The 26,477-nt window shown below is 68.3% G+C and carries 24 protein-coding genes; 9 read left to right on the top strand and 15 right to left on the bottom strand.

Annotated elements, in window-relative coordinates; all coding sequences use genetic code 11:
* The first annotated feature begins 60 nt into the window (after nt 1-60).
* Together ABD678_RS10440 and ABD678_RS10435 are read left to right on the top strand one after the other, a co-directional pair.
* A complete protein-coding gene (locus ABD678_RS10440) occupies nt 61-960 on the top strand; it encodes an alpha/beta fold hydrolase (protein WP_344756368.1) in 900 nt (299 codons plus the stop codon).
* On the top strand, nt 957-2,030 hold the full coding sequence (locus tag ABD678_RS10435) for a glycosyltransferase family 4 protein (protein WP_344756366.1): 1,074 nt from the start codon (nt 957-959) through the stop codon (nt 2,028-2,030). Before ABD678_RS10440 ends, ABD678_RS10435 begins: the two co-directional genes overlap by 4 nt.
* On the opposite strand, the gene ABD678_RS10430 is transcribed toward ABD678_RS10435, so the two are convergent.
* The 3 genes from ABD678_RS10430 to ABD678_RS10420 are packed head-to-tail and all read right to left on the bottom strand — an operon-like array spanning nt 2,023 to nt 4,019.
* Complete coding sequence (locus ABD678_RS10430; RefSeq protein WP_344756364.1) at nt 2,023-2,502, bottom strand: YbaK/EbsC family protein; 480 nt, start codon at nt 2,500-2,502, stop codon at nt 2,023-2,025. The two genes, ABD678_RS10435 and ABD678_RS10430, sit on opposite strands and share 8 nt — an antisense overlap.
* Complete coding sequence (locus ABD678_RS10425) at nt 2,502-3,143, bottom strand: histidine phosphatase family protein (protein WP_344756362.1); 642 nt, start codon at nt 3,141-3,143, stop codon at nt 2,502-2,504. The genes ABD678_RS10430 and ABD678_RS10425 overlap by 1 nt, the downstream gene beginning before the upstream one ends.
* Before the next feature lie 33 nt (nt 3,144-3,176).
* The gene (locus ABD678_RS10420; protein ID WP_344756360.1) at nt 3,177-4,019 is read right to left on the bottom strand and encodes a Sir2 family NAD-dependent protein deacetylase; all 843 of its coding nucleotides are present in this window, start codon (nt 4,017-4,019) and stop codon (nt 3,177-3,179) included.
* A 58-nt stretch (nt 4,020-4,077) separates the two neighbouring features.
* On the opposite strand from ABD678_RS10420, the gene ABD678_RS10415 reads away from it, so the two are divergent.
* From ABD678_RS10415 to ABD678_RS10400, 4 genes are all read left to right on the top strand, one after another.
* Nucleotides 4,078-4,893, top strand: a complete 816-nt coding sequence (locus ABD678_RS10415) for a TrmH family RNA methyltransferase (protein ID WP_344756358.1) — start codon at nt 4,078-4,080, stop codon at nt 4,891-4,893.
* A gap of 48 nt (nt 4,894-4,941) precedes the next feature.
* Nucleotides 4,942-6,183 carry a D-alanyl-D-alanine carboxypeptidase family protein gene (locus ABD678_RS10410; protein WP_344756356.1) on the top strand — a complete coding sequence of 414 codons (1,242 nt, stop codon included), beginning with the start codon at nt 4,942-4,944 and terminating at the stop codon, nt 6,181-6,183.
* A gap of 133 nt (nt 6,184-6,316) precedes the next feature.
* Nucleotides 6,317-7,417 carry a fatty acid desaturase family protein gene (locus ABD678_RS10405; RefSeq protein ID WP_344756354.1) on the top strand — a complete coding sequence of 367 codons (1,101 nt, stop codon included), beginning with the start codon at nt 6,317-6,319 and terminating at the stop codon, nt 7,415-7,417.
* 116 nt (nt 7,418-7,533) lie between these two features.
* Complete coding sequence (locus ABD678_RS10400; protein ID WP_344756352.1) at nt 7,534-9,255, top strand: right-handed parallel beta-helix repeat-containing protein; 1,722 nt, start codon at nt 7,534-7,536, stop codon at nt 9,253-9,255.
* 9 nt (nt 9,256-9,264) lie between these two features.
* Here the strand turns inward: ABD678_RS10400 and ABD678_RS10395 are convergent, their stop codons facing one another.
* Nucleotides 9,265-10,044, bottom strand: a complete 780-nt coding sequence (locus ABD678_RS10395) for an SGNH/GDSL hydrolase family protein (protein WP_344756350.1) — start codon at nt 10,042-10,044, stop codon at nt 9,265-9,267.
* Nucleotides 10,045-10,206: 162 nt separating this feature from the next.
* On the opposite strand from ABD678_RS10395, the gene ABD678_RS10390 reads away from it, so the two are divergent.
* On the top strand, nt 10,207-10,473 hold the full coding sequence (locus tag ABD678_RS10390) for a GlsB/YeaQ/YmgE family stress response membrane protein (protein ID WP_344757168.1): 267 nt from the start codon (nt 10,207-10,209) through the stop codon (nt 10,471-10,473).
* A 124-nt stretch (nt 10,474-10,597) separates the two neighbouring features.
* On the top strand, nt 10,598-12,343 hold the full coding sequence (locus ABD678_RS10385; RefSeq protein ID WP_344756348.1) for a DEAD/DEAH box helicase: 1,746 nt from the start codon (nt 10,598-10,600) through the stop codon (nt 12,341-12,343).
* On the opposite strand, the gene ABD678_RS10380 is transcribed toward ABD678_RS10385, so the two are convergent.
* The 10 genes from ABD678_RS10380 to ABD678_RS10335 all read right to left on the bottom strand — a co-directional run bounded on the left by ABD678_RS10380 (nt 12,308) and on the right by ABD678_RS10335 (nt 24,670).
* Nucleotides 12,308-12,814 carry a GtrA family protein gene (locus ABD678_RS10380; RefSeq protein WP_344756347.1) on the bottom strand — a complete coding sequence of 169 codons (507 nt, stop codon included), beginning with the start codon at nt 12,812-12,814 and terminating at the stop codon, nt 12,308-12,310. The two genes, ABD678_RS10385 and ABD678_RS10380, sit on opposite strands and share 36 nt — an antisense overlap.
* Nucleotides 12,804-13,574 (bottom strand): polyprenol monophosphomannose synthase, encoded by a 771-nt coding sequence (locus tag ABD678_RS10375; protein ID WP_344756345.1) that lies wholly within the window; start codon nt 13,572-13,574, stop codon nt 12,804-12,806. Before ABD678_RS10375 ends, ABD678_RS10380 begins: the two co-directional genes overlap by 11 nt.
* Entirely contained in the window at nt 13,571-15,082 is a 1,512-nt protein-coding gene (locus ABD678_RS10370) for a glycosyltransferase family 39 protein (RefSeq protein ID WP_344756343.1), read from the bottom strand. Before ABD678_RS10370 ends, ABD678_RS10375 begins: the two co-directional genes overlap by 4 nt.
* 76 nt (nt 15,083-15,158) lie before the next feature.
* Nucleotides 15,159-16,553: a sensor histidine kinase gene (locus ABD678_RS10365; RefSeq protein ID WP_344756341.1), complete on the bottom strand. Its 1,395-nt coding sequence runs from the start codon at nt 16,551-16,553 to the stop codon at nt 15,159-15,161.
* Nucleotides 16,553-17,227, bottom strand: a complete 675-nt coding sequence (locus tag ABD678_RS10360) for a response regulator transcription factor (protein WP_344756339.1) — start codon at nt 17,225-17,227, stop codon at nt 16,553-16,555. The genes ABD678_RS10365 and ABD678_RS10360 overlap by 1 nt, the downstream gene beginning before the upstream one ends.
* 3 nt (nt 17,228-17,230) lie before the next feature.
* Complete coding sequence (locus ABD678_RS10355) at nt 17,231-18,097, bottom strand: hypothetical protein (RefSeq protein WP_344756337.1); 867 nt, start codon at nt 18,095-18,097, stop codon at nt 17,231-17,233.
* A gap of 11 nt (nt 18,098-18,108) precedes the next feature.
* A complete protein-coding gene (locus ABD678_RS10350) occupies nt 18,109-21,531 on the bottom strand; it encodes an error-prone DNA polymerase (protein WP_344756335.1) in 3,423 nt (1,140 codons plus the stop codon).
* Nucleotides 21,531-23,108 (bottom strand): DNA polymerase Y family protein, encoded by a 1,578-nt coding sequence (locus tag ABD678_RS10345; protein ID WP_344756334.1) that lies wholly within the window; start codon nt 23,106-23,108, stop codon nt 21,531-21,533. The genes ABD678_RS10350 and ABD678_RS10345 overlap by 1 nt, the downstream gene beginning before the upstream one ends.
* A gap of 78 nt (nt 23,109-23,186) precedes the next feature.
* A complete protein-coding gene (locus ABD678_RS10340; RefSeq protein ID WP_344756332.1) occupies nt 23,187-23,993 on the bottom strand; it encodes a class I SAM-dependent methyltransferase in 807 nt (268 codons plus the stop codon).
* Nucleotides 23,990-24,670 carry a hypothetical protein gene (locus ABD678_RS10335; protein ID WP_344756330.1) on the bottom strand — a complete coding sequence of 227 codons (681 nt, stop codon included), beginning with the start codon at nt 24,668-24,670 and terminating at the stop codon, nt 23,990-23,992. Before ABD678_RS10335 ends, ABD678_RS10340 begins: the two co-directional genes overlap by 4 nt.
* A gap of 143 nt (nt 24,671-24,813) precedes the next feature.
* On the opposite strand from ABD678_RS10335, the gene ABD678_RS10330 reads away from it, so the two are divergent.
* Nucleotides 24,814-25,170 carry a hypothetical protein gene (locus ABD678_RS10330; RefSeq protein WP_344756328.1) on the top strand — a complete coding sequence of 119 codons (357 nt, stop codon included), beginning with the start codon at nt 24,814-24,816 and terminating at the stop codon, nt 25,168-25,170.
* A 2-nt stretch (nt 25,171-25,172) separates the two neighbouring features.
* Here ABD678_RS10330 and ABD678_RS10325 read toward each other — a convergent pair whose 3' ends face one another.
* Nucleotides 25,173-26,456 carry an NAD(P)/FAD-dependent oxidoreductase gene (locus ABD678_RS10325; protein ID WP_344756326.1) on the bottom strand — a complete coding sequence of 428 codons (1,284 nt, stop codon included), beginning with the start codon at nt 26,454-26,456 and terminating at the stop codon, nt 25,173-25,175.
* Nucleotides 26,457-26,477 lie beyond the last annotated feature (21 nt).

The following is a 26,477-nucleotide window of genomic DNA, read 5'->3' as shown; positions in this document are numbered from 1 at the left end:
TGCAAGCGCTTGTGACAGAGTTTCGAGACCGAACGTTCCCGCAGCCTAAACTGGGAGGCGATGACCACCGAATCGCCCTATGCGGCCCCCCTGGAGCGCATCCCCGTCGAGCGGCGCGAGGTGAGCGTCCTCGGCAGCACCACGCGGTACTGGGTCTACGGCGATCCGAGTGCCGAGCGAACGGTCGTCATCGCGCATGGCTACCGGGGCGAGCATCACGGACTCGAGCCGGTCGTCGCACAGCTTCCGGGCATCCGCTTCATCAGTCCCGACCTGCCCGGCTTCGGCGAGTCGACCCCGCTCACCGAGGTGAAGCACACCATCGAGGGCTACGCGGCCTGGCTCGGGGAGTTCATGGATGCCATCGACCTCCGTGGGCGCGCGATCGTGCTCGGCCATTCCTTCGGCACCATCATCACCTCGGCGGCCATCGCCGACGGGCTCCCTGCGCCTGCGCTCATCCTCATCAACCCGATCGCGATCTCGGGGCTCAAAGGCCCGAGGCCGTTCGCGACCTGGATCACCGTGCTCTACTACCGTGCGGCTTCGAAGCTGCCACGACGCCTCGGCCACGCGCTCCTCAACAACTGGCTCGTGGTGCAGTTCATGAGCGTGAGCCTGGTGAAGACGAAGGACAAGGCCCTGCGCAGGTGGATCCACCACGAGCACCACACCTTCTTCAACCGCTTCTCCGACCGCGACACCGTCGTCGAGGCCTTCGACGCCTCCATCAGCACCGATGTGAGCGAGTTCGCGAGCCGGATCACCGTTCCGACCCTGCTCGTCGCGGCCGAACTCGACGACATCACGCCGGTCTCCGCCCAGTACGAGCTGCAGCGCTCCATGCCGAACGCGCGGTTGCGTGTGCTCGGGGGAGTCGGCCACCTCATCCACTACGAGGTTCCTGAGCTCGCCGCCGCGGCGATCCGGGACTTCGTCGACGCACTACCGTCGTCGTGAAGTTCGTGTTCGACTGCCGCTACACGAGGCTCGGCAGGCACGACGGGATCAGCCGCTACACCGCGGGGGTCGTCGAGGCGTTCAGCAGGCTCCACCCGGTGACGATGCTCATCAGCGACGAACGGCAGCTCGAGATGCTGCCCGACCTGCCGTGGATCCTCGGCACCGATCCCACGAGCCTGCGCGAACCATGGATAGCCAGGATCGTCAACCGCGCGCATCCGGATGTCGTGTTCAGCCCCATGCAGACCATGGGCTCCGGCGGCCGTCACTACAAACTCATCCTCACCCTGCACGACCTCATCTACTACAACAACCCGACCCCGCCGAGGGACCTGCCATGGTTCATCCGCCTGGGCTGGCGCATCTATCACCTCGCCTACTGGCCGCAGCGCCTCGTGCTCAACCGGGCGGACGCGATCGTCACCGGCACCTTTGCGGCGAAGGCGCAGATCGAGGAGCGCCGGCTCACCAGCCGCCCGATCACGGTCGTGAGCAGCGCTGTCGACCCGGCGCCCGGGCTGCGCACCTCCGAACGCGAACGCACGATCGTCTACATGGGCTCGTTCATGCCCTACAAGAACGTCGAATCCCTCGCGAAGGCCATGCACGACCTGCCCGGCTACCGGCTGCAGCTTCTCAGCCGCATCGGCGCGTCCGACCGCGCGCGGTATTCGGCGCTTGCCCCCGAGGGCGCCATCGAATTCTTCGACGGCGTGACCGACGAGCAATACACACAACTGCTGTCGAGGGCGACGGCCCTCGCGACCGCGTCGTTCGAGGAAGGTTTCGGCATCCCGGTCGTCGAGTCGCTCGCCATGGGAACGCCCGTCGTGTGCAGTGACATCCCGGTGTTCCGTGAGGTCGGGGGAGAGGGTGCCGCGTTCTTCGACCCGCGTGATCCCGCTGACATCGCCCGGGTCATCCGCTCGCTCGAGGACGACGCCGTGTGGACGGCGCTCTCGGGACGCGCTCCTGCACAGGCGGCGAAGTTCACCTGGGATCGTTCCGCCGAGCGCCTGCTGGAGCTCGTCCAGTCGCTCGCCCCGGAGCCACGAGCGGTCAGCTGACCGGTGCGACCTCGCCCGCGGTGAGCTCGATGAGGGTGTCGGGTTCGATACTGAACACCGCCGTCGCCGAACCGGCCGCCGCCCAGACGACCTCGTAGCGCAGCAGGTCGGCGTCGATGACGGTGCGCAGCGGCTCCGGATGCCCGAACGGCGGAACGCCCCCGATCGAGTAGCCGGTCGCAGCCTTCACGCCCCTGGCATCGGACATCGCCACCCTGGCGCCGAGGAGACGGCCGAGGATCTCGGTGTCGACGCGGTTGGGGCCGGAGGCCAGTACGAGCAGCGGTGCGCCATCGGCGAGGAACAACAGGCTCTTGACGATCGCACCGACCTCGCAGCCGACCGCCGCGGCAGCCTCGGTCGCCGTGTGCGTGCTCTGGTCCATGGTGCGCACGACGACGGGGAAGCCCAGGTCGTTCGCCGCCGCGATGAACTTCTCCACCGCTGTCGGCTTCTGTCCCGCGTCCGCCATCAGCGCACCCCTTTCGCCTCCTGCTCCTCGAGCAGGTTCTGTTCGTCGAGGTCCTCCTCGCCCGCGAGAACGGACTCGGTCTCGATCGGGTCGTCGAACTCTTTGAGCTCGAGGGTGCCGCCGGCGTGCCGGAAGCTGTGGATCGACCCATTCGTGATCGGAACCCCGCGCTCGACCGGGGCCCCGACGGCGACGAGCACCGTGCGGATGACGGCCCCGTGGGTCGTGATGACGAAGCGTCCGCCGTCGTGATCCTCGGCGAGCGCGAGCAGGGCGGGCATCACACGGGCGGCGACCTCCTCGCGGCTCTCCCGGCCGGGCACCGGAGTCGATCCCGGGTAGCGCCGCATGATCTGACGGTCGGTGAGGCCTTCTGCGTCCCCGTAATTGCGTTCGACGAGCTCGGGGAGGAGCTCCGGCTCGCCGAACCCGAGTTCTGCGCCGATGATCGCGGCCGTCTCCACGGCACGAGAGAGGGGGCTCGAATAGAGACCATCCCACTGCCGCCGCGCGAGGAGGCGGGCGGCGCGGGCCGCCTGGCCGCGCCCGGTGCCATTGAGCGGGATGTCGGTGCTGCCCTGGATGCGATGGGCGCGGTTCCAATCGGTCTCGCCGTGACGCACGAGGTACAGAAGAGTCACCCGTTCCGCCTTTCCTGCCGCCGACGAGCCCCGCTACAGGCTCTTGGCGAGGGCTGCGAGCGTCTCAGAGGTTCCGGCTTCCAGCCTAACGGTCGCGCGGGTGTCGCCCTTCGTCGGCCCTCGGTTGACGATGACCACCGGGATCCTCCTCTTGACCGCGATGTCGAGCAGGCGGATGCCGGAGTTGACGACGAGGGACGATCCCGCGATGAGCAGCGCCTCCGCCTGCCGCACGAGCGCTGCGGCAGCGTGGAACCGATCGCTCGGGATGAGTTCGCCGAAGAACACGACGTCGGGTTTGAGCATGCCGCCGCAGACCGTGCACTCGGGGATGACGAATCCGTCGAGCCGGTCGGTCGCCACGTCTCCGTCGGGCGCGAGCTCGACCTCCTCGGTGTCGTCGATCCACGGATTGGCTGCCGAGAGCCGTGCAGCGATCTCCTGGCGGGCGAACAGCTGGCCGCAGTTGAGGCAGCGCACCTGGCCCATGGCGCCGTGCAGTTCGACGACGCGCTGAGAGCCTGCTCGACGATGCAGGCCGTCGACGTTCTGGGTGAGCACACCGGTGACCCGGCCGGCACGCTCCATGGCGGCGAGCGCCAGGTGTCCCGGATTCGGGTGGATACCCGCGAACCGGCGCCAGCCGAGATGGCTTCCCGCCCAGTAGCGCCTGCGATGTGCATCGTCGGCGAGGAACTGCTGGAGGGTCATCGGGTTGCGCACGGGAGCGCCCTCGCCCCGGTAGTCGGGAATCCCGGAGTCTGTGCTCACGCCCGCTCCGGTCAGGACGGCGATGGACCTTCCGCGCAGCGCGTCGACTGCGCCCTGCACCTCGGCGGCCGGCATCTCATCGGCCCGAAGTTCAGCAGCCTTCATGGTGCTCCTTTCGCGCCGGCGACGCCCTCTCCTAGGCTAAACGCCCGAGTTTTCCGATATGTTTCCGACTGTGCCGCGCTACGTTTCGATCGAGAACTCAGATGATCCCGCGCTCCACGACTACCGCGACCTGACGGATGTGGCGCTGCGTCGCATCCGGGAGCCCGCTGAGGGCCTCTACCTCGCCGAATCCGAGAAGGTCATCGCCCGTGCGATCGAAGCCGGCCACCGACCTCGATCGGTACTCATGCTCGAGAAATGGGTCGCGTCGCTCGAGCCCCTGCTCGCCCCGTTCGACATCCCGGTCTATGTCGGCAGTCCCGAGATTCTCGAGTCGGTGACCGGGTTCACGATGCACCGCGGGGCGATCGCCTCCATGCAGCGGCCAGCGTTGCCGTCCGCGGCGGAGCTTCTCTCGGGTGCACGCCGGGTCATCGTGATCGAGGACGTCGTGGACCACACGAACGTCGGGGCGATCTTCCGCGCCGCGGCCGGGCTCGGGGCGGATGCCGTGCTCGTCACTCCGCGCTGCGCCGACCCGCTCTACCGCCGGAGTGTGCGCGTGAGCATGGGAACCGTCCTGCAGCTGCCGTGGACGCGACTTCCGGAGTGGCCCATCGCCGTGGACCTCTTCCACGATGCCGGGTTCACGATCGCCGCTCTCGCCCTCGAACCGGATGCCGTGAGTCTCGACGACTTCGCCCGGCAGCCACCCGAGAGGGTCGCCATCCTCCTCGGGGCAGAGGGCGACGGGCTCAGCAGACGTGCGCTGCAGGTCGCGGACGTGACGGTCACCATCCCGATGCTCCGCGGCGTCGACTCCCTCAACGTCGCTGCGGCGAGCGCCGTCGCCCTGTGGGCGCTGCGCGTCTGAGCCCGCCGCTGCGCATCGGCGATCGCCGTGGCTGGGTATCCTGAATCAATGCCCGCCTCCCGCCGAACCTACCTGCGACGGCGGATCGTGGTCTTCGGGACTCTCGGCGTCCTCCTCGCCGGCCTCGGCTACCTGCCGATGGCTCTCCTGGCCCCACTCACACCGGCCACATCGGCAGCCATCACCACCACGGCACCAGAGAACCCGCCGGTAGAGCTCGCCTGGCCAGGGTACGGTGCGAGCGCCATCGGGGCCGTGGGGTTCCCCGGCATCCTCGCGACCGGCGGAAGCACCGAGTTGCGTACGATCGCGAGCATCACGAAGATCGTCACGAGCCTGGTATCGCTCGACGCGAAGCCGCTCGGCGAAGGGGAAGACGGGCCGACGATCACCCTCACGAGTGCCGATGCCGCCCTGTACCACAAGTATTTCGCCCTGCGCGGCAAGGTCGAACCGGTGCGTGCGGGTCTCCAGCTCACCGAGAGGCAGCTGCTCACGGTCACACTCGTCTCATCGGCCAACAACTACGCCGAATCGCTGGCCACCTGGGCGTACGGCTCCGAGGGGGCTTTCCTCTCTGCGGCGCGAACCTGGCTCGACGCGCATGGCCTCTCCAACACCACCCTGCTCGACTCGACCGGGATGAACCCGGGCAACACGAGCACGGCGAGCGACCTCGTCGAACTCGGCCGGATCGCCCTCGCCGATCCCGTGGTCTCCTCGATCGTGCGGATGTCCACCGCGACGCTCCCTTACATCGGCACGATCCACAACACCAACGAACTGCTCGGAGTCGACGGGATCAATGGGATCAAGACCGGCACCCTCGACGAGGCCGGGGCATGCCTGTTGTTCTCGGCGTCGATCACCGTTGCCGACAGCGCAGGCAGCGAGCATCCGATCGACGTCGTCGGCGTCATCCTGAGCGGGCCCGGTCATGACGATCACGACGTCCTCGATGCCGCCGTCCGTAAGCTTCTCGCCAGCGCGGTGAACGGCTTCCGCGAGGTGTCCCTCGTGAACGCCGGTGACGCATACTACGTGTACTCGACCCCCTGGGAGCAGTCTGCACGGGCGGTCGCCACCAAGGACGAATCCGTGCTGGTCTGGGCCGGTCGGGCGGTGACGGAGACCGCTGCCGTCGATCCGTTGCTGACCGGAGAGGCAGGCCAGGAGGTCGGTTCGGTCACCTTCACGGTCGGAGACCGAACCGTGACGGTTCCGCTCGCCCTCGACACCGCACTCGAAGGCCCCGGACTGTGGTGGCGGCTCACGCATCCCTTCGGCTGAGTCTTCGGCTGAGTCTTTGCCCGGTTGTTCCCCGGCCTGCGCGTCATTCACAGCAACGTGCCCTAGAGTCGGGTTATCTGCTGAGGCATCTCACTCGCTACCGCGACGGGAAGTCACCCCGAATCGAGGTACCGTGTCCGCCACATCCGCTTCGCCCGTCGTCACCTTCACGAAAACCCGACCCGGCGGTAGCCGTGACAATCCGACGACCGAGTACTCGGCGCTGCTCAGAACGGTGCGCGACGCGGGACTTCTGCGTCGCAACACCGGGTTCTACTGGATGGTGTTCGGCATCGTGACGCTCGCCCTCGGCGGGACCGTCACCGGATTCGTCCTGCTCGGGGACAGCTGGTTCCAACTGCTCATGGCGGGCGCCCTCGGTGTGATTCTGACCCAGTACGCCTTCCTCGCACACGAGGCGTCGCACCGGCAGGTGTTCGAGTCCGGCCCCATGAACGACCACGCGGGTCGCGCACTCGCGAACCTGTTCGTCGGCATCAGCTACTCCTGGTGGATGACCAAGCACAGTCGGCATCACGCGAGCCCGAACATTCTCGGCAAGGACCCCGACATCGAGCGCGACTTCGTCTCCTTCACCGAGGAGGATGCCTCGCGCTCCAGGGGACTGTACGCCTGGGCGACGAAGCGCCAGGGATATCTGTTCTTCCCCGCGCTGCTCCTGGAGGGCGTCAACCTGCACATCCACGGATTCCGCACGGTCTTCGGCCGCAAAAAGGTCGACCGTCGCTGGGTCGAGCTCACCATGATCCTGTCGCGCGTCGGCGCCTACCTCGCCGTGATCTTCCTCGTGCTGCCGGTGGGTCTCGGCTTCGCCTTCCTCGGTGTGCAGCTCGCGGTGTTCGGGCTCTACATGGGTGCATCCTTCGCCCCGAACCACAAGGGCATGCCGATCCTCCCGCACGATGCCAAGGTGGACTTCCTGCGCCGCCAGGTGCTCACCTCCCGCAACATCAGGGGCGGCTGGCTCATGGACTCCTTCATGGGCGGGCTCAACTACCAGATCGAGCACCACCTGTTCCCGAACATGCCACGCCCGCACCTCGCCCGCGCCGCCGAGATCGCGCGAGAATACTGCGAGACGCACCGCATCGCCTACACGCAGACGACGATCCTGGAGTCCTACGGGATCGTCATCCGCTACCTCAATCGCGTCGGCCTCGCCGCGGGCGGCGACCCCTTCGACTGCCCCGCAGCAGCCCAGTTCGGCCGCTAGTAGTCCCTGCCCCCGGAACTGGGGTTGGCCCAGACCGTCCGGATTCCATTAGGCTTTCTCATGGACTCGGCGAAGTCCGGCGGGTCCGGACCGTGGGGTGTGGGGGCTGGAATCCGATGAAACAGGCAAACCGTTGGGGTGCGATCGCCTCGGTATCGGCGCTGACCGCGGGGCTCCTGGCCCTCGGCGCAGGCCCCGCACGGGCCGCGGAATCCTGGACGGTGTGTGCCTCGGGCTGCGACTACACCACGATATCCGCCGCCGTGAGCGGCGCGGCCGCCGGTGACACGATCGTCGTCCAGGCGGGAACCTATGCGGAGTCGATCGTCATCGACAAATCGCTCACCATTCTCGGCCCGAATGCCGGCGTGAACCCCAACTCCGCTGACTTCGTCACCGCCAATCCGGCACGAGCGTCCGAGGCCATCATCCTTCCGCCGGCCGTCGAGAACAGCGATGCGATCAGCCTGGCGGCAGCCGCGACCACGGTCACGCTCAGCGGGTTGACCGTGGACCTGAGTGGTGCCCTCGACTCCCAGCGCTTCCTGAGCGCCAACAGCGTGCCGAACCTCCAGTTGACGCTCTCTCAGAACGTCTGGACGAATGGCGGTTCGAGCACGCCCGGCGCCCTGGCGATCACCGGCGCGCTGGGCGACCCCACGGTTCGGTTCGAGCAGAATCGCGTTGTCGACGGGGCCGCATCGAACGGACTCCGTGTCTCGAACTCCTCCGCCAATGGGACGACGACGGTCTCCATCACCGGGAACACCTGGCTCGATAACGACGGGCTGGCGATGAATATCAGCGGGGCCGCTTCGGTGACCACGGCCGGTACCATCGGTGGCAACTGGATCGGCAACTCCACCGTGGGCACCGCCGGTGTCGACAACTTCGGGTTGCGCCAGGGCGGCATGGTGCTCGCGGGCGACTTCACCGGCCTCCGCGTCGAGAACAACACCCTGCAGAATATCGAGGACGCGGCCATCAGCATCTGGACCGGTTTCAGCGGCACCGCCGTCATCACCGGCAACCACATCGACGGCTACAGCAATGTGACCGGTTTCGCCGCGATCTTCGTGCGGCAATCCGAGAGCTCCGTCGTGAGCGATGTGACCGGCATCGAGTTCTCCGGCAACTTCTTCGACAACCCGACCACAGGTTCCCGTGCGCTTCTGAACCAGTCGGACACCGGTGACTTCACTGCCACCGCCAACTGGTGGGGTCAGGCCACTGGCCCCGCTGCCGGGCAGATCGTGGGTTCCAACGTCCTCGTGGACCCCTGGCTCGCATCCGACACTTCAGGATCGACCGTGTACGGCGCGGAAGTCGGCGCGGATCCCGAGGTCAGCTTCGCGGGGTATCTGCCCGGTGACCCCCTGGTCAATGTTTCGGATGCCAGTTTCACGGGAACGACCGGAAGCGCCTGGATCGAGGCGCTCACGCTCACACCGGGCTCGCTTCCCGCGGGCGAGACTCCGTTCTCGGTGGACGGGGCGATCCTGCTGGACCTGAGCATGCACTCCAACGGTGACATCGTGGCGACCGGCCCGTACACGGTATGCGTGACCGGGGCTGCGCCGGATCGCCTCTGGCATTACGAAGACGGCGCCTGGGTCGACATCAGTGGTCGCCAACTCGGCAGTGCCACGCTGTCGGCGGTGCCCGGAATGGTGTGCGGCATGGTCAACGACTTCTCTCCGTTCGCTCTCGCCGCGACCACCATGCTCGCCGCGACGGGCAGCACCAGCGGTACCGTCCTCATCCCGGTCGGACTCCTGATGCTTCTGCTCGGCGCCCTTGTCGTCGCGGGTACGGCCCGCTGGCGCGCCAGGTACTGAGAACCGCGATCAGCGCAGGTCGAGACCGGTCGGTTCCGGTCGCTTGGGGCTGATCCCGTCGCCAGAGGACTGGTGGCGGATGCGTCGGATGACCCACGGTACGAGGTATGCGCGCGCCCAGCCGATGTCCTCGACGCGCGCCTGCCGCCAGGAGACGGTGGGCATGGGTTCCGGCTCGTAGGGCTCGAGGTCGTGCTCCACGCCGAGTGAGTCGAGCACCATGCGGGCGATCGTGTGATGGCCGATGGGGGAGAAGTGCAGCCGGTCCGGCGCCCACATGCGGGGATCCTTGAGTTCGCGCAGCGCCCACATGTCGGCGATGACGGCGTCGTGCCGCTGGGCGATCGCCCGCAGGTTCTCGTTGTAGATCGCCACCTTGCCGCGGGACCGCCGCAGCACCGGCGTCATCCCGATGTCCGGGCCGTTGAACAGCAGGACGGTCGCGCCGTCGGAGCGCAGGCGTTCGATCGCCCCCTCGAGCCTTCCGGCGATCTCGTCGGGGTCGGTCCCGGGGCGGATGATGTCGTTGCCGCCCGCGGAGATCGTCACGAGGTCGGGGCGCAGCGCGAGCGCCGGCTCCACCTGCTCGTCGATGATCTGCTGGAGGAGACGCCCCCGGATGGCGAGGTTTGCGTAGGCGAAGTCGTCCGTCTTCGCGCTCAGCACCTCGGCGACCCGGTCCGCCCAGCCGCGGTTGCCCCCGGCGCTGCGTGGTTCTGGATCTCCGATCCCTTCGGTGAATGAGTCGCCGAGGGCGACATAGCGGGACCACGGATGCTGCTGGCTCATGACCTAAGACTGCCTCACGCGGGCCTTTCGAGAAAACCCGGCCAACTCTCAGGTTGCGACGCGCCGACAGCGAATCCTTGCCCCCCGATCGAGGGTCATGCAAGGCTTAGTGCCAGGCCGCCGAACCACGGGGGCAAATGTATGACCGATCGGGAGGTCGTCATGGGCTGGTTTTCTTTCATCATCCTCGGACTCATCGCGGGAGCCATCGCGAAGCTGATTCTGCCTGGCAGGCAGGGCGGCGGTTGGATCGCGACGTTACTCCTGGGCCTCATCGGCGCACTCATCGGTGGCTGGCTCGCCGGCTTGATCTTCAACATCGGCTACGACGACTTCTGGTCGATCCAGTCGTGGTTGATCGCCATCGTCGGTGCCATCGTGGTCCTGCTCATCTGGGGCTTCATCACGAAGAGCCGCGCCAAGGCCTGACACCTCGCTCGGAGGGCCCCGCAGCTTCGGTTGCGGGGCCCTTCTTCGTCCGGAAGGGTCGGTGGCAGCCGGTAAAGTCTCGTTAAGTGAGTTCTGAGCCGTCGAAGAGCACTGTGTCGTTCTCGTGAGCACGGAGCAGCCCTTCCGTCTCGGACCGGCCTTCCCCGAGCGGGCGGCACGCGGAACCGCCGACAAGCTGCGCGCCTGGCAGGCCGAGGCGATCGACGAATACCTTCGTACCGAGCCGCGCGACTTCCTCGTCGCGGCGACTCCGGGCTCCGGCAAGACGACTTTCGCACTGCGACTCGCCACCGAACTGCTCGCCCGGCGCACGATCGAGCGGGTGACCGTCGTCGCCCCGACCGACCACCTCAAGCGGCAGTGGGCGGATGCGGCTGCCCGTGTCGGCATCCGGCTGGATCCCGTATTCCGCAACGCGAACGGCAGGGTGGGGCGCCACTTCCACGGGGTCGCGGTCACCTACGCCCAGGTGGCCCTGCGTCCATCCCTTCACCGCTCGATGACCGAGGATCGCCGCACGCTCGTGATCCTCGACGAGGTGCACCACGGCGGGGACGCACTCAGCTGGGGCGACGGCATCCGGGATGCCTTCGAGCCGGCGGTGCGACGTCTCTCGCTCACCGGCACGCCGTTCCGCTCCGACACCGCGCCGATCCCCTTCGTGACGTACCACCCGAGCGAGCAGGGCATCCGCACCTCGCGTGCCGACTACAGCTACGGCTACGGCCGCGCCCTGCAGGACGGTGTCGTTCGCCCGGTCATCTTCATGGCCTATGCGGGCCGGATGCGCTGGCTCACGCGCGCAGGCGACGAGATGGAGGCGCGTCTCGGCAATGCCGACACGAAGGACGTCACGGCGCAGGCCTGGCGCACGGCCCTCGATCCGGAGGGGGAGTGGATCCCCGCTGTACTGCGGGCAGCGAACCGCAGGCTCAGCGAGGTGCGCGACGACGTTCCGGATGCGGCCGGCCTCGTCATCGCGACCGACCAGCACGCCGCGCGCGCGTATGCCTCAGTCCTTGAGGGCATCGCGGGGGAGAAGCCCACGGTCGTGGTCTCCGACGAGAAGGCTGCATCGGACCGCATCGCGGAGTTTGCGAAGAACACCCGGCGCTGGATGGTCGCCGTGCGGATGGTATCCGAAGGCGTCGACATCCCGCGGCTCGGTGTCGGGGTCTACGCGACCTCGGCATCCACACCGCTGTACTTCGCGCAGGCGGTCGGCCGGTTCGTGCGCACGCGGCGCCGAGGGGAGACCGCGTCGATCTTCCTGCCGAGCGTTCCCAGCCTGCTCGCCCTGGCAGGGCAGCTCGAGCTCGAACGCGATCATGCCCTCGACCGGGAGGCCGGTTCGGGCGACCTCCTGCTCGACGATACCGAGCTGGATGCTGCCAACCGTGCAGAGCGCGCCCCGGCCGAGGCCGCGTTGTTCGAGTTCACCCCCCTCGAGTCCCAGGCGAACTTCGACCGGGTGCTCTATGACGGGGCGGAGTTCGGGTTCGCCGCCGAGGTCGGAACGCCGGAGGAGCTCGACTTCATCGGCATCCCCGGTCTCCTCGAGCCGGACCAGGTGCGCGAACTGCTCCGGCAGCGCCAGACGCGGCAGTCGCGCAGGTCGAAAGCTCGTGCCGCGCGTTCCGGCGTGGAGGCGGAGCCGAAGCCCCTCTACCGCACTCTCCGCGAGCAGCGCAGCCTGCTCAACAGTCTCGTGGCGATGCAGGCGAAACGCTCCGGGCAGCCTCACGCGCACATCCACGCGGAGTTGCGAAGGAGGGCAGGCGGCCCACCCGTCGCGCAGGCGAGCGTCGCCCAGTTACAGGCCCGGATCGACCTTCTGCGGCGTGGCTGAGTCGATGAGCGGCTGCGACGCGAACGGCTGCGACGCGGTGCGACCGTAAACCCACGAGCGGTAGAGCACGAACCGCACCGCCGTCCCGAGCGCGAGCCCGACGAGGTTGGACGAGATGTTGTCGTCGAGAAGCGACCGGAACCCGAGAAGGTAGTGCGAGACCCAGAGGCAGGCCACCGACACGACGAGTCCGGCGAGGCTTGCGATGAAGAATTCGAGGCCCTCGCGAACCAGGTCGTCACGGCGTTTCGTGCGGAAGGTCCAGTGGCGGTTCCCCACCCAGTTCATGGCGATCGCGATCGAGGTCGAGGCGAGTTTCGCGAGTACGGGGCCACCGTGCACGAGTCCGGGTGCCAGAACCGTGACGCGGAGGATGTTGAACACGGCCACGTCGACGATGAGGCCGACCCCGCCGACGATGCAGAAGCGCACGACGTCGCGCGCGATGGTGCGAACGGTTTCACGAGACATGCGCTGGACCTCGGTCGTGCCGAAGCGACCCGGTCGCGGACAGTGCGGATCGAATGCGTTGCGGCAGGCCCGTCAGTCCCCACACGGTGACGTTCAGGATGGCTTCGCACACGATGCGGGAACTCATCTTGGATACTCCGAACTCACGCTCCACGAAGGTGATCGGCACTTCGTCGATGCGCAGGCCGGCGCGGTGGGCGTGCCACAGCATGTCGATCTGGAAGCAGTACCCCTGGCTCGTGATCGTATCGAGGCCGATGCGCCGGAGAGCGCTGGCACTGTACGCCCGATAGCCTCCTGTGACGTCGCGGAACGGCAACCCGAGCGCAACCCTGGCGTAGAGGCTCCCGACACGGGACAACAGAACCCGACGCAGTGGCCAGTTCATGACGGCCCCGACCCGCACCCAGCGCGACCCGATGGCGACGTCGGCGAACGGCATCCGGTCCAGCAGCCTCCCGAGTTGCTCGGGCTGGTGGGAGCCGTCGCCGTCGAGCTCGACGAGTACGCCGAAGCCCTGCGCGAGCCCCCACGCGAAGCCCTCGCGGTACGCCGTCCCGAGGCCCTCCTTGCGCGCTCGGTGCAGCACATGAACGCCCGGGTCCTTTGTGGCGAACCCGTCGGCGAGTATGCCGGTGCCGTCCGGCGAGTTGTCGTCGACCACGAGCACCTCGACGTCCTGGGTTCGCACCCGCTGGAGGAGACCTGGAAGGTTCTCCGCCTCGTTGAAGGTGGGGATGATCACCAACGTCCTGCTCATGGTGTGCTCCTGGTGAGTTCGTAGACGATCGTCCGGTGGATTCGGACCTTGTGGATGACGGAGAACCCGTTTCGCTCGAGGACATGGATATCCGAGTTCGCGGCATCCTCCTTGCTCCTGGTGGTCTCGAGCGCCCAGACCGTCGAGACGGAGCCCAGGCGGGTGCCGATCCGCGCCTGGGGGATGACCCGATCCCAGAGCCCGGTCGTCTCGTCGTACGGCGTGAGGAGCGCGAGATCATTCAGCCCCAGATAGTCCTCCGGGTAGAGGTGCATGGCCAGGCGCGGTCGCCAGGACGGCTTGACGTGCTGGTCGAAGAGGATCCCGTCGCCCGGCTTCGCATCCTGCCCGATCAATTCGGACGCCTTCGCCCAGTCGCTGCCTCCCGGCATCCCGAACTCGGTGCGCTGGGACAGGTAGACCGGCAGGGCGAGAGTGACGAGCACCCCGATGGAGACGATGCGCATCCAGTTCCGGGGCAACGCCGCCACACCGGCCGCGACGAGGATGGCCGCCGCCGGTGTGCAGAACGAGAGGTAGCGGTTGGTGTACATCGGTGCCACGACAGCGTTGCCAAGGAGAAGGAGCGACGTCGGGACCAGGAGCCAGGCCACGAGGAGGACCATGCCGTTCGGCTGGCTTCGTCGCCCGGGACGGAGGCCCAGGACGACCGCCAGGACGACGAATGCCCAGCACAGGAGGCCCAGCCAGAGGTCGCCGAACCACTGGTCGAACACCACCTGCAGAACCGTCACCCGGTGGCGATGGGCCAGGAACGCGATCTGGTGGCGTTGGGCGATCCCGAAGGCGATGACCGGTGCCGCCGCCAACAGCCCCAGAAGGGCGGTGGTCGACCATCGTCGAAGCAGTCGCCTCGACCTCCCGCTGGACAGAATCAGGATGCCGTGGACCACGACGAGCAGCGCGAGATACAGGAACAGGTAGATGCCCAGCGCCAGGCCGACGGCATAGGCGGCCCAGGCGGCGGTGCGACGCGTGTGAACGACGAGCAGCCTCACCAGCAGAACCGTGAGCCAGACGGCGACGGCCGTCGAGAGAGCGTAGGAACGCGCCTCCTCGCCCATGTAGGTGAAGCGCGGCAGCAGGACGCAGACGATTCCGGAGAACGCCGCGACGCGGCGGGAGAACAGCCACTGGGCGAGAACCACCGTGCCGGCCGTGACGAAACCGACTGCAAGCGCGCTGGGAAGTCTCACGGAGAGTTCGCTCGCGCCGAACAGGTCGATCCAGAAGTGGAGCAGGAAGTAGTACGCGCCATGCACCGCATCGACAGTGTGGAGCATCGCGAAGAGCGACGACAGGGGCCGCTCGGCAGACATGACGCTCGCCGCCTCGTCGCCCCAGAAGGATGGGATCCACGAGCCGGTGAAGCAGACGAGGGATGCTGCGATGCCGAAACCGAGCGCGACCCGAGATGTTCGAAACAGCCGTCGTGGGCGCGGAAGAGCACGCGGCGGTGATGGATGCTCCGCGAGTGCGCTGGTCACGCACTCATCGTGTCTAGCGCGGAATGGGCTTTCCTCCGGAATTCGGGGGGGTGCGCCTGAGAGATCACACAGGAAGTCACTCAGGAAGGACGCCGGATTCCTCGCTGAGCTCGGGGATCGAGATAACGGCCTCCAGCCCGCCTTCGGCCCGATTGGCGAGTGCGACCGTGCCCTGGGCGTCGTCGACGATGGCCTTGACGATGGCGAGTCCGAGCCCGCTTCCACCAGTGCTGTTCGCTCGCGCCGGATCCGGGCGGCTGAATCGATCGAACGCGATCGGCAGGAACGACTCCGGCAGGCCCGGCCCCGAGTCGACGACTCGAAGCGTGAGCCGATCCGGTTCCTGCAGGAGAGATAACCGCAGACCACCCCCCTCTGGCATCGCTGCGATCGAATTCCCCGCGAGGTTGTCGAGGATGCGTCCGAACCTGCCCACGGTCACCGGGTAGCGGACGAGGCCGTCCTCATCGTGACCCCGCGGCTCGATGGCGAACTCCACCCGAGTCCCGGGCAGAGCCCCGACGAGCCGCGCGCGATCCACTGCCGATCCGAGTTCCATGCTGAGCTCGGACCAGCTGCTGGATGCGGTGGTCGGCATCGACTCCACCTCAGAGAGCTCGAGAAGGTCTGCGGCGATCGCCGCAATACGTGCGACCGAATGCTCGGCCGCGCTGATCTCTGCCTCGAGTGCCCAAGCGTCGCCGCTGCTGAGATGCGCGAGTTCGAGCTGCGCCTTGAGGACGGCAATCGGGCTGCGCAGCTCGTGGCTCGCATCGGAGACCAGCCGGCGTTCGCGTGCGGCGGTCATCCGCTGCTGGTCGATGAACTCATTGAGGGTCGTCGCGAGCGCGGAGAGCTCGTCCCTGGCCGGTCCGACCGGAAGCGGGAGAGCAGTCGAGCTCCTGCTCAGTTCGCTCGCCTGCCGCCGCATCCGGTTGACCGGGCGCAATGCAGCACCGGTGAGGAGCCAGGATGCGGCGCCGAATCCGACGACCAGTACCAGTGCGCCGATCACCAGCGCGTCCGTGATCCGGTCGAGGAGCAGGACGGATGCGTCGAGGTCCCGCGCCGTGACGATCCTCCAGGGGCCGCCCGTTGTCTCAACCGTCTGGGCCAGGACGAGGTAGCTGTCCTTCTTCGTGGTGAAGTTCTTCGGCTCTCCGTGCAGGCGCAGCAGCTCGGGGAGCCTCGCGGCGAGGTCGTCGGGGAGTGTCGACCTTCGCACCGTCCCCGTCGGATCGATGACCGAGACGAGCTGGGCTTTCCCCGGCTCGTCGATCTTCTGGGCGCCGTCGAGGATCTCGGTCCTGACCGGGGCTGCGTCGTGCTTGAGGAGGGTCTCGGTTGTCGAGGCGAGGATCGTCGCGACCTGGCTTCTGAACGCCAGTGCCGCGACACCGAAGAACAGTGCGGCGATCAGGAGGCTCCCGAGCGTGATGCGCCACCGGATCGTCAACCTCGCGAGGAACATCAGGCGCTCGCCTCCAGGATGTACCCCTCGCCTCGTACCGTCGTGATGTGCACTCCGGTGTCCCGCGAACCCAGTTTTCGTCGCAGATAGCTCGTGTACTGGTCGACGATATTCGCGTCGATATGCGCCGTTCCGCCCCACACCTCCTCGAGGATGCGATTGCGGCTGACGAGCGTTCCCAGGTTCATGGCGAGAAGACGCAGCAGCGCGAACTCCTTCGGGCTCAGCGCAACCGGCCGACCGGCCAGAGAGACCACCATGGCGAGGGAATCGAGCTCCAGTCGGCCGACGGTCAACCTGAGCCTGTTCGTCGGGTCACCGCGCCGCAACAGTGCCCGGAGGCGGGCGCTCAGCTCGGCGAAGGCGAAGGGTTTCGTCAGGTAGTCGTCCGCGCCGGAGTCGAGACCGAATACCCTGTCCTCGACGCTGTTCCTCGCGGTGAGAAGCAGCACTGCGGGGGCGTCGTCGGACTCCTTCAGGCGTCGACACAGCTCGTAGCCGGTCATCCCGGGCAGCATGACATCCACGACGGCTACCGCGAATCGATTCTTCGCCGAGGTGATGAGCGCGTCGACCCCGTCGGCGACGAGGTCAACCTCGTACCCGTCGGCGGTGAGCCCCCTGGAAAGGAGTTCACCCATCTCGGGGTCGTCTTCGACGACTAGTACCTGCACGGTTCAGCCCAGCGCCCGCACCCAGTGCCGCAGGAACGCGGCGCCCGCCTCGTCGTGGATGAGGTCGCCCTCGGTGATGACCCGGTACGGCCGCTCGAGGATGCCGTCGGCCGGTCGCACGTCAACGTGGGCGACATCGAAGCCCTCGTCGTGCAGGTGGTCGGCCATGAGGTAGTCGCTGCGCGAGTCGCCGACCGTGCGCCAGAGGGTCGGCAGTTCACCGGACTCGCGGAAGTAGTCGAGCGCGCGGGCGGCGCCGCGATCCTTGTCGAGCAGCACCGACTCGACGTCGGTCGAGATGATGGTCGGGTCGACCCGAAAGTTCACGAGCCCCTGGGCATCCGGGAACTCCTGATCGCCGTAGCGCGCACCCAGCCCGTACTCGACGAGCAGGTCGAACGCGGCCTGATTCGCCTGTTCCTGCGCCTCGACATAGTCCTCGCGGCTCGTGTCGTGGTTCTGCTCGAGGGAGATCATGGCGTGTTTGGTGTCGTCGAAGAACATCGCGTCGGAGAAGCGCAGGTCGGCGAGTTCCCGGAACTCGGTGGTGTAGTCCTCCGGCAGGGCCAGTTCGCGGTCGATCGTGATCTCCCCGAGACCCTCGGCGGTGATCGGGAACCAGACGCCGCCCTTCTCGCTCACGCCGAACATCCGCACGCCGTCCGGAAGCCCCGCGCGCTGGAGCGGCACCACGACCTGCTCGCGCATGAAGGTGTCGCTGCGGCCGGTGATGAAGGCGATCGGCACGCCGCGGCTCGCGAGCGTGACCAGGTCCTCGACGATGCTCCGGATGGCGATGCGCCGCTCGACGGGGCTCGAAATGGGCCCGTCGACGTCGAGCAGGAGGCCCAGGGGCGGAATTTCGGGCATGCTCTATCTTGTCACCGGAAGTCGCGCGAGGATCCGTGCGTCACGATCCGGATCGTCTCGAAGCGGTCCGCGAGCACGTTGCTCACTCCATCCGCCGACCGCTCGAGCATTCCGCGAACCACGAGGGTGCGCGATTGGAGGGCGGTCCGGCGGTAGCGCTTCCAGACCCCGGGAGAGCAGATGACGTTCGCGAGGCCGGTCTCATCCTCGAGCGTCAGGAAGGTGATCCCTCCGGCGGTCGAGGGGTGCTGGCGGTGCGTGACGACCCCGCAGACCTCGATGCGGCGGCCCGGCTCGGCCGTGCGCAGTTCGGCGGCCGTGAGGATGCCGCGCGCCTGCAGCGCGCTGCGGTGCGGACGAACGGGGTCGCTGTCGACCGAGACCCCGGTGGTGAAGAGGTCGGCATCCAGCCTCTCCAGCTCGGTCGGCATCGCGAAGAGGGGCGGCTGCACCGCCACGACGGTGTCGCGCAGGAACTCGGCCCGGTCCTGCGCGGCGGCGCCTGCCGTCCAGAGCGCCTGGCGCATCGTCAACCCGAGTGAGTCGAAGGCGTCGGCGGCCGCGAGGGATTCCAGTTGTGCGGTCGTGAGCCCCACCCGGCGAACCAGCTCCGGCATGTCGCGATACGGCCCACGGCTCTCCCGCTCGGCCACGATCCGCTCGGCGAGAGGGCGGCCGATGCCCTTGACCTCGACGAGCCCCAGACGCACGGCGAAGGCGCTGTCGCGTCGATGGTCAGCAGTGTCGAAGGCGGCGGCTGGATCGAATCTCGGCACCGGTGGCTGCACGTGGTCGAGGCAGGATTCCCGGCCCGATGGGCACGGCGTCTTCGAGGCATCCAGCGCCTCGAGCCCGGCATCCACCCCCGAGAGCAGGATGTCGGGGCGGCGCACCTCGACGCCGTGCCGGCGGGCATCCGCCACGAGGCTCTTCGGGGAGTAGAACCCCATCGGCTGCGAGCTGAGCAGCGCCGCCAGGAAAGCGCCCGGGTAGTGCAGCTTGAACCAGGAGCTCGCGTAGACGAGCAGGGCGAAGCTGATCGAATGGCTCTCGGCGAAGCCGAAGTCGGAGAAGGCCTTGATCCGGTGATAGATGTCCTCGGCGTCCTCGGGGGAGATGCCCTTGCTCGCCATGCCGGCCCGAAGCTTCTCCTCGAGCGAGGAGATCCGCCGCTCGCCGCGCTTCGAGCCGATCGAGCGGCGCAGGAGGCTCGCGTCGTCCGGGCTCAGGTCGCCGAGCGCCATCGCCATCTGCATGGCCTGCTCCTGGAACAGCGGGATGCCGAGTGTGCGCTCGAGCACGGGCCTCAGAGTCGGATGCGCATAGGTCACGGTCTCCTTGCCCGTCTTGCGGCGGATGTAGGGGTGCACGGCGCCGCCCTGGATGGGCCCGGGGCGGATGAGGGCGATCTCGGTCACGAGCTCGTAGAATCTGCGCGGTTGCAGGCGGGGAAGCGTGTTCAGCTGGGCGCGGCTCTCCACCTGGAACACGCCCACGGCATCCGCCCGGCAGAGCATGTCGTAGACGCCGGCCTCCTCCTTCGGGATCGTCGCGAGCGTCCAGGACTCGCCGATGCCGTGCTCCACGAGATCGAAGCAGCGCTGCAGGGCCGCGAGCATCCCGAGCCCGAGCAGGTCGAACTTGACCAGGCCCATCCAGGCGCAGTCGTCCTTGTCCCACTGCAGCACGGTGCGGTTCTCCATGCGGGCATGCTCGATCGGTACGACCTCGCCGACCGGACGCTTGGTGAGCACCATTCCGCCCGAGTGGATGCCGAGGTGCCGCGGGAACTCCCGCACCTGCCAGGCGAGCCAGGAGACCGCATCGGGTACGTCGTGGTCGCCACCGGGCTGCGGGAGGCTCCAGCGCTCGACCTGCTGCGACCAGGCATCCTGCTGCCCGGGGGAGTGGCCGAGCGCCTTCGCCATGTCGCGCACGGCCGCCTTCGCCCGGTAGCTGATGACGTTGGCGACCTGCGCGGCGTTCTCCCGGCCATACTTCCCGTACACGTACTGGATGATCTCCTCGCGCCGCTCGGAGTCGAAGTCGACGTCGATGTCGGGCTCCTCCTCGCGCATGCTGGAGAGGAAGCGCTCGAAGGGAAGCTGATAGGCGATCGCGTCGACCGCCGTGATGCCGAGCAGGTAGCAGACCACGGAGTTCGCCGCCGACCCCCGCCCCTGGCACAGGATGCCGAGCCGCCGGGCCTCCTCGACGATGTCATGCACGATGAGGAAGTAGCCGGGGAAATCCTTCTCCTCGATGACCTTCAGCTCGCTCTCGATGCGCTCGGCGCCGCCGACGGGCAGGCCCCCGGGATACCGCCGCGGCACCCCGGCCCAGACGAGATGCCGCAGCCAGCTCATCGGGGTGTGGCCCGGCGGAACCTCCTGGTCGGGAAGGCCGGGCCGCACGCTGCGCAGCCGGAACGCGAGCGCGTCGGCGAACTCGACCGTTCGCTCCACCGCGCCGGGGTAGCGTGCGAAGATCCTCGCCATCTCCGCCCCGCTGCGCAGGTGCGCGGCACCGGATGCCGGGAGCCACCCGTCGAGGTCGTCGAGGCTGCGGCGGGCGCGCACCGCGGCGAGGGCGGTGGCGAGCCGATGGCGATCGGGGGTCGCGTAGTGGACGTTGCCCGTCGCGACGACCGGAAGCCCCCGGCTCTCTGCCACCGCGAAGAGCGCGTCGTTGTGGGCGTCGTCGAGCGGGTCGCCGTGGCGGTAGAGCTCGACGGCGACGTTGTCCCGACCGAACAGGTCCACGAGATGGTCGAGCTCGCGCGCGGCGGCACCGACCCCCGCAGCACCGACCCCCTCAGTGACGAGCGCCTGCCGTACCCGGCCCTTGCGGCATCCGGTGAGCACGAGCCAGTCACCGCCCGCGTGCTCGGCGAGGTCGTCGAGGTCGTAGCGCGGCCTGCCCTTCTCGGCGCCGGGCTGCAACTGGGCCGCCGTGATCGCTCCGGAGAGCCGGTGGTAACCCTCCTGCCTGCGGGCGAGCACGAGCAGGTGGCTGCCCTCGGGGTCGGCAACACCGTTCTGAGGCTTGCCGAGCCCCAGGGACAGCTCGGCCCCGAACACCGTCTTCAGCTGCGGGAAGCTCTCGGCCGCCTCCGCCATGCGCGGCCCGCCGTAGAAGCCGTCGTGGTCGGTGAGGGCGATGGCGTGCAGGCCGAGTCGCACCGCCTCCTCGAGCAACTCCTCCGGATGGCTCGCGCCGTCGAGGAAGCTGAAGTTGGAGTGTGTGTGCAGTTCGGCGTAGGGGATGACGGCCTCACTGGGCTGCAGCAGCTCCGGCGGTCGGTAGGGGGGACGCTTGTTCGTCCAGCCGGGGCTCTCGCCGCCGTCGGCGCCTGCGGGGCGGCTGTCTGGACTGCGGCCCGAGAGGGTGCGCTCGAACTCCGACCAGGGGACCGGCGGATTGTGCCAGCCCATCAGTCGTACCTCCCCTCGGCCCACCACCGGCCATGCTCGAGCGCGAGCAGCCATGCCGTGCCAGCCGTATCGACGACCTGGAAGCGGCTCGTGCGGCTCGCCCGCTCCGGATCCCACCAGCGCTCGTCGGTCGTCCACGGCCCGGCCCAGGCGGCGACACGCAGGGTTGCCCGGCCGCTCGACACGGTCGCCGGGGGCGCCGTGATCGCACCCCGCTCGTCCACCGCGAGCTCGTCGCCGGATGCGGTGAACACCGAGACGGGTCGCGGCGGCTCGAACACGGTCGAGGGTGCCGGATCGGGCAGTCGTCCGGGCCACGGAGGCGACGGCTCCCGCTCGTGCACGAGCCGATCGCCCCAGGGCACGAGCGTCGCACGGTCGGCAGGGCCGCGCCCGCCGCCGATCGCACCCGTGAGCACCGCCGTACGGCCGAGCATGCCCTGCACACGCGAGAGGGCGTGGTGGATGCGCTCATCCGGTCCGCCGCCGAAGAGCCCCTCCTCGTGGTTGCCGATCGAGTCGACGGTCGCCGGCTCCAGCCGCACCGCCACGATGCCGGAACGCAAGCCGACCTCGCTCGCCCCGCCCTGCAACTGCCAGCGCACCCGGTCGACGACGTCGGATGGGGTGAAGGAGCGCGGGTGCAGCCAGGTGCGCGCGGAGAGTTCCCCGCGTTCGGCATCCAGCTCGATGCGCAGGGAGGTGCAGACGAGCCGCGCCGTAGTGAGCCCCGCCACGAACCGGTCGGCAAGGGCGCGCACCCCGAACGCCACCTGGTCGATGCGGTCGATCGCCGGCTCGAAGTCGATCGAGCAGCCGAGGTCGTGCGGCGGGACGCGCGCCTGCACCGGGCGCGAGTCTAGCCCGCTGGCAAGGGCGTGCAGGCGCGCACCCTGCTCTCCCAGGCGGTCCCGTACGTCGTCGGCGGCGAGCGAGGCGAAGTCGCCGAGAGTGTAGACGCCCAGCCGGCGCAGGAGTGTGACGACGGGCGCATCGTCGAGCACGGCGACCGGCAGGGGAGCCAGGTACCCGGCTGCGGCTCCCGCCGGGACGATACGGATGCGCTGCGCCCAACGCTGCACCGGGCGCTGCCGTGCCGCCTGCTCCGCGGTGAAGACGCCGTCGGCGATACCGATCCGGGTACCGGGTACCCCGAGCTCGTCGAGCCGGTCGAGGAGCCACAGGGCTGCCTCCTCCTCTCCGCCGTAGTACGCGGCGGGGCCGCGCACCCGGATCGCGCAGACGCCGGGGCGGAGCGCCTCGACGCCCGGCATGAGCTCCTCGATCGCCACGAGGACCGGTTCGAAGGCACGGGCATCGTCCTCCGGGCGCCATGGGGTGACGAGGAGTGCTGGGCAACGTGCCTGGGCCTCACGCAGCTTGAGTCCGCGCACGACGCCCTCCGCGCGTGCGGAGGTCGAGGAGGCGTAGACGCGGCCGGCCTCGATGACGGCGATCGGGACATCCGGTGCCTGATCCCGAACAGCCGGCCCCTGCATGCGGAGGGCTGCCTCGACCGGCCAGTCGGGGCACCACAGCAGCAGCACGCGCTCCGGGGCGAGGTCTGCGACAGGCATGCCCCCATTATCGAACATAGATTCGAAAAGTGCCAGCACGTTGTCGACACGCTCGGCGAGACCGCACCGTGCCCGCAGTCAGGCTGCTGCCTGCACCACCATGCCACGAGCCGCCCACGCCCGTGCGGTGAGGACGAACGGGCCGGGAGGGAGGGAGGCGCGACAGCGTTCCCGCAACTCAAGCCTGTGATCGGGGTCGAGGCTCGCGAGATAGCTTCCCGCGGGGCCGACACCTCCCGCGTATGGCGCCCACCATTCGTCGAACCCGCTGTGCTCCCGCCGGATCTCCAGTGCCACCTCGATCACGTCGCGAAGGCCGGCCGAGACGAAGAGTTCCCGCAGGTGCCCCTCGCGTGCGCCCGGCAGGAGCGATTCATCCCGAACCTGCGGATCGAGCTCACGGGCTGCGCGCCAGAACACGCTGAGCGGGGAGTTCTCGCCCGCGAAATCCCAGACGCTGGCCGCAACCACGCCTGCGTTGCGGGTCACGCGGCGCATCTCCCGAATGCCGGCGACCGGGTCGGTGAGGAAATGCACGACGAGTTGTGCGAGTACAGCGTCGAAGGAGGCGTCGGGGAAGGGCAGCTCCTCGGCGTTCGCCTCCCGGGCATCGACCTGCGGGTAGCGTTCGCGTACGGCCTGGATGAACGGGGGAGAGGGGTCGATGGCGGCAATCGTCTCCTGGCCGAAACGGGCGGCGAGTTCGGCGGCGAGTTCGGCGGTGAGCGCTCCGGTGCCGCATCCGACATCCAGCACGCGCCGCCCCTCGCTGGAATCCTTCGCCGGATCGAGGCCGGCAAAGTCAAGGAACAGGGGCGCGAGCAGTGTCGAGTACCTGCCCATGAAGCGGTCGTAAGCCTCCGCGGGCACGTCGTTGAAACTCATGTCGGGAGCATAGACCCTGAGCGCGCAGCAGGCCCAGGCTGTGCAGCAGTTCCAGACAGGCGGATGCGCGTACTGCGTGGACGCCCGCCCGCCCGGCTCGTGACGGTCACGGTCGCCTCGCGGGCATCCAGGTGGCCGTGACCGCTGCCGATGCCGGTCCAGGTGCTCTCGGTGATGCTCAGCATCGCTTCGCTCTGCGGCCAGCTGCCCAGCACGAGAAGTGTGGCCCCGCGCTTGCGCAGGCGCGCGGCGAGCCGTGCGACGCTCGCCTCGCTCGCCTGCCGGGGTGGGCGGGTGACGATGACGCCCATCGCGTCGGCGATCGCGGCGGTCGCGGCGAGCCACTGGTCGCCGGGGTCGGGAACCAGCACGAGACGTTCCAGGTCGACGCCGAATCCGGCGGCGGCCTCGATGCCGAACTCCGGGACACCGACGACGCCGCACCAGGTGCCGGCGGCCGACGGGCCGGCGAGCAGGAGCATGAGGAGGGTGAGTGAGCGGTCGACCGAGTAGGTGGCACCCTCGCGAAGGGCGCCGCCCGGCAGCAATCGCGCGATCGCCGGGTGGGTCGGCAGGGCGCGTGTGTCGAGCCTGGTCGGCTGCAGTTGCCGGATGCGCTCCTGGAGCTCGCGCACCTGCTCATCCCGGGCGGGGAGTGCCAGCGCAAGATTCGACATCCATCAATTATCGAACACTTGTTCTAGTCAAACAACTGCGAAATCACCGTCCACTGGCCGCCAGCCTGTGCGCTTGCTGAGGATTGCCGAGCCTGAACGCTTCCCGAATGCCGAAATCGCCCGGGTTTGCTGGGCTGTATCCCATGACAGTCACACTCAATCACGTGGCGTTCAAACATGCGAAGGACCTCATCGAGGATCGCAGGGCGACGCACGACAGTCGGGATGACTGGAGCGAGCACGCGCCGACGGCCGACGAGGAGAACGAGTTCCTCGAAAAGCACGGCTGGGAGGAGTACTCGAAGTGGTTCCTGGGGATCAACGACGAGATGGACCCCGACACCAAGGGCCATTACGAGTTCCCGTACGGAGATTTCGCGAAGGTGCACCGCTGCGCCGTGATCTCGGGGGAGAGTCGCGCCGGCCAGTATGACCACGAGACCATCCGCGACGCACTCGGGACGCTCCTGCGCCGCATCGACGAGAGTACGGCCGGCTGACTCTACCGCAGCGGGTCGAAGTGCTTCAGCACCGGTTCGGGTTCGCCGACGATGGCGCCCGCGAGCAGTTTGCCGGTGAGCGGGCCGAGTGCGATTCCCCACATGCCGTGACCGCCGCCCACGAAGACACGCGGTGACCTCGTCGCGCCGATGAGGGCGTGGCCGTCGGCGGTGACCGGGCGACCTCCGACCCATTCCTCCTTGCGGGCCTCCCAGTCGACGCCCTGGAAGACGGGGCGCCCGGCATCCACGAGCGTGCGGATGCGGCGCGCATCCGGTACTGCATCGACGTTGCGGAATTCCATCATCCCGCCGATGCGCAGGCGATCGCCGAGCGGGGTGCAGGCGAGGCGCTGGGTGGGGAAGTAGATGGGGTGCGACGGCACGACCTCGGGCGTGACGCTGAAGCTGTAACCACGGCCGGCCTGCACGATCGCTTTGACGCCGAACCGGCGGGCGAGCGTGCCCAGCCAGGCGCCGGTCGCGATGACGACGGCGTCGGCCCTGATCGGTTCTGCTGTTCCGTCCGGCCCGGATGCGGGGATCACCTCGACCCCCGAGCCCGTGTCCTCGATGCCCACGACCTCGAACCCGGTCCTGAGCTCGGCGCCGCGCTTGACGACTGCGGCGCCGAGCGACTCTGCGTATTTCGGCGGGTTGATGAAGTACTGGCCCCGCAGGAGCACGCCGGAGGTGACGGCATCCGAGAGGGTCGGCTCGATCCTGCGGAGGTCGTCGCCGGTGGCGAGGTCGAAGTCGACCGTTCCGCCGCTCTGGGCGACGACCTCGAACTCGTGGAGGAGGACCTTGCGGTCCTTGTCGTTCAGGAACCCGGCGAGGAAGGGCTTGGCCTCCTTGACCGGTTCTGTCACGCCTCCCGCGGCGAGTTCGTGGAACGGCTCCATCGCAAGGGGGTTCACCTTGGCGAAGATCTCGATCGACTTCCGCCACTGGCGGGGAAGGGCATGCCACGCGAATCCGAGCAGGAAGCGGATGAGTTTCGGGTCGAGGGCGAGCGGGATGTAGAGCGGCGACTTGGAGCTCAGCATCGCCTTGGGGCCGGAGAGGAGCACCGAGGGCTCACCGAGGGGGAGTGTGAGCGCCGGGGTCAGCCATCCGGCATTACCCCAACTGGAGCCGGCCGCGACGCCCTTGCGGTCGACGACGGTCACCTTCACTCCGCGCTCCTGCAGGTACCAGGCGGTCGTCAGGCCGATCATGCCTGCTCCGACGACGACGACGTGCTTGATGCTGGTGTTGCCGATCTGGGCGGAACTCGTGCTCATGGGATAACCATATCGAGCACG

The sequence above is a fragment of the Leifsonella bigeumensis genome, from assembly GCF_039537265.1.
GTDB lineage: Bacteria > Actinomycetota > Actinomycetes > Actinomycetales > Microbacteriaceae > Terrimesophilobacter > Terrimesophilobacter bigeumensis.
This window is presented reverse-complemented; position numbering and strand designations above follow the sequence as displayed.